Below are 1,801 nucleotides of genomic sequence, written 5' to 3'. Positions count from 1 at the left end.
GGTGCCGGGCGCCCCTGCCTCGCGTCACGCCGGCCACCCCGAAGCCGCCTGGGCCGGCCGGCTGCCAGCTGCCGCGCTCGGTCCACCGGCGGCGCTTTACGTCGCGGATTGAGGCGATTATTGGCTCGCGCCGTGGTCAATCCCGTCTTCAGTATCCTGCCCGCCGAGGATCGCCACCTCGAGGCGATGATGGCGGTGATGGATGCCGGCTTCGAGCCCCGCTATGGCGAGGCTTGGTCGGCGGTGCAGCTGGCGGCCACGCTCGCCATGCCCGGCTGCTGGGGCACACTGGCGATGCTGGGCACGCAGGTGGCGGGGTTCAGCCTGTGCCGGCAGGCCGGGCCTGAGGTGGAGTTGCTGCTGATTGCCGTGATGCCCGATTTGCGCCGTCAGGGTGTCGCGGCGCGGCTGCTGCGCGCGGTGCAGGCCGAGGCGGTGGCCCGCGGCGCCAGCGAAGTCTTCCTGGAAGTGCGTGAAGACAATCGCGCTGCAAGGCGTCTCTATGAAGCGGCCCAATTCGCGGCCGTAGGCCGCCGACCAGACTATTATTTCGGCAAGGATGGCAGCCGTAGAGCGGCAATAACCATGCGTTTTGCACTTTCCCAACTGCAGGATTGAGACATAAGGGTTGCCAATTGTGGATTGCTGGTCCTAAGCACGTCGGCAGGCAAGAAATTGCCGGTATCTTCAGGAGGGTCAGGGAAGTAAATGACTGAAAGTTCACAATCTCACACCGAATTGCTGTCGCTGACGGCTGATATCGTCGCGTCGCATTTCTCCAACAACACCGTGGCGCCTGGCGATGTGCCCGGCGTGATCGAGAGCGTTTATGCCACGCTGGCGCGGCTGGGCGTACCGGCGCCGGCGCCGGTCGCCAAGCTGGAGCCGGCAGTGCCGGTGCGGTCTTCGATCAAGCCCGACTTTATTGTCTGCCTTGAAGACGGGAAGAAGCTGAAGATGCTCAAGCGGCATCTGATGACCCGTTATGGCATGACGCCGGACGATTATCGCGCCAAGTGGGGCCTGCCCGCCGACTATCCGATGGTGGCGCCCAACTATGCCGAGCAGCGTCGCACGCTGGCCAAGTCGATCGGCCTGGGCACCAAGCGCACCGCCAAGCCGCGCGGCCGCCCCCGGAAGAACCCGGCTTAAGAACTCGGCTCGAGACTCTGGGCGCCACCGCCACCGGGAGGAGAGGTCCCGGCAGCCTGGTGGCAGCCTTGCGCTTGCTCCCGCCGGCCTTGCCCCTTAATTGAAGGGCGAGGCTGGCGGGAGAAGTGGCATGTCGACCCCCATCGATATCGAGGCTCTGTGCCTCAAGAAGGGCCTGCGCATCACCGAGCAGCGCCGGGTGATCGCGCGCGTGCTGTCCGCAGTCACCGACCATCCCGATGTCGAATCGCTGCACCGCCGCGTGGCGGAGGTGGACCCGCGCATCTCGATCGCCACCGTCTATCGCACCGTCAAGCTGTTCGAGGAGGCCGGTATCCTCGAACGTCACGAGTTCCAGGGCGGCCGCTCGCGCTATGAGACTGCCACCGACGAACATCATGATCACCTCATCGACATCGACACCGGCGACGTGATCGAGTTCCACGATCCTGAGATCGAGGAGCTGCAGAACCGCATCGCCGAACGGCTGGGCTATCGGCTCGTCGATCACCGGATGGAGCTTTATGGCAGGGCCGTTGGCAAGAAGGGCTGAGGCCGGCCTCCCATGCGCGCGTTTGCCGGCCGGGTGAGCCGGGTGCAGCGCCGCCCGCCGGCCCGGCGCCGGCTCGCCACGGTGCGCACCACCGTG

The 1,801-nt window shown here is 66.0% G+C and carries 3 protein-coding genes; all 3 read left to right on the top strand.

Features of this window, described 5'->3' with window-relative positions; translation table 11 throughout:
- Positions 1 to 132 precede the first annotated feature (132 nt).
- The 3 genes from GJV64_RS14105 (at position 133) to GJV64_RS14095 (ending at position 1,705) form a co-directional block, all read left to right on the top strand.
- Complete coding sequence (locus GJV64_RS14105; RefSeq protein WP_235927770.1) at positions 133 to 618, top strand: GNAT family N-acetyltransferase; 486 nt, start codon at positions 133 to 135, stop codon at positions 616 to 618.
- Between the two features lie 90 nt (positions 619 to 708).
- On the top strand, positions 709 to 1,152 hold the full coding sequence (locus GJV64_RS14100; RefSeq protein ID WP_164158073.1) for a MucR family transcriptional regulator: 444 nt from the start codon (positions 709 to 711) through the stop codon (positions 1,150 to 1,152).
- A gap of 130 nt (positions 1,153 to 1,282) precedes the next feature.
- Entirely contained in the window at positions 1,283 to 1,705 is a 423-nt protein-coding gene (locus GJV64_RS14095) for a Fur family transcriptional regulator (RefSeq protein WP_164158071.1), read from the top strand.
- The last annotated feature ends 96 nt before the right edge of the window (positions 1,706 to 1,801 follow it).

It is taken from the genome of Sandarakinorhabdus rubra, assembly GCF_010994245.1.
GTDB classification, from domain to species: domain Bacteria; phylum Pseudomonadota; class Alphaproteobacteria; order Sphingomonadales; family Sphingomonadaceae; genus Sandarakinorhabdus; species Sandarakinorhabdus rubra.
The sequence above is the reverse complement of the archived record's forward strand: the minus strand, read 5'-3'. Positions and strand labels throughout refer to the sequence as shown.